General features: G+C 50.7%; 1 protein-coding gene. It reads right to left on the bottom strand.

Features of this window, described 5'->3' with window-relative positions; genetic code table 11:
• Positions 1 to 2: 2 nt before the first annotated feature.
• Positions 3 to 603 (bottom strand): transposase (locus tag J0A66_RS21525; RefSeq protein ID WP_206575912.1); only part of this gene is annotated, 601 nt, incomplete at its 5' end.

Consider the following 603-nt stretch of genomic DNA (forward strand, 5'->3'; position numbering starts at 1 on the left):
AGTCAGTTAAGCTGACTGGCATTTTTCTTTGTGGGGTATTTATTGGGTTTTCTCCTGACCACCCGAGGGTAAACTCTGTCTGGCCGCTTATCCGGTAGCTTTAGCATTCTTAGGGTGTCCAGCAAGTAAGCATAGTGCTCCGGTAGCTTGCTTGCGCTGCGTATGGTCACGGTGATGAAAAAGGTGACCACTTGTCTCATACAGAGACTGAAGCTCAGCCTTGTGGGCGATGCGTCGGGTATGTCTTTAACGGCATCCAGCATGGCAATGCGGACCAAATTGTATGCCAGTAGCAGCCCCCATAGTTCCTGTCTCACCATGTCCGGCTTTTTGCTTCTGAGGGTAGGCTTGGCCTGATGTAACCCCTGCTTCATCTCACGGAACCCGAGCTCAATTTCCCAGCGCTGAGCATATACATCGACAATGTCGTCATAAGGATACCGCAATGGCGCCGTCATCGAGCTGAGCACCCGATACACTTTGCCATCGACTGCATAGGTCGTTAACCGTGCCTCAAGGGTATCAGGTAAATCTGGGAACGTCTTTCTTGCCTGAGGCGTAGGGTTAAGTGTGATAATTGCATCATGCTCATGGAGTTGATGC

The organism is Bowmanella dokdonensis, assembly GCF_017254865.1.
GTDB classification, from domain to species: Bacteria; Pseudomonadota; Gammaproteobacteria; order Enterobacterales; family Alteromonadaceae; genus Bowmanella; species Bowmanella dokdonensis.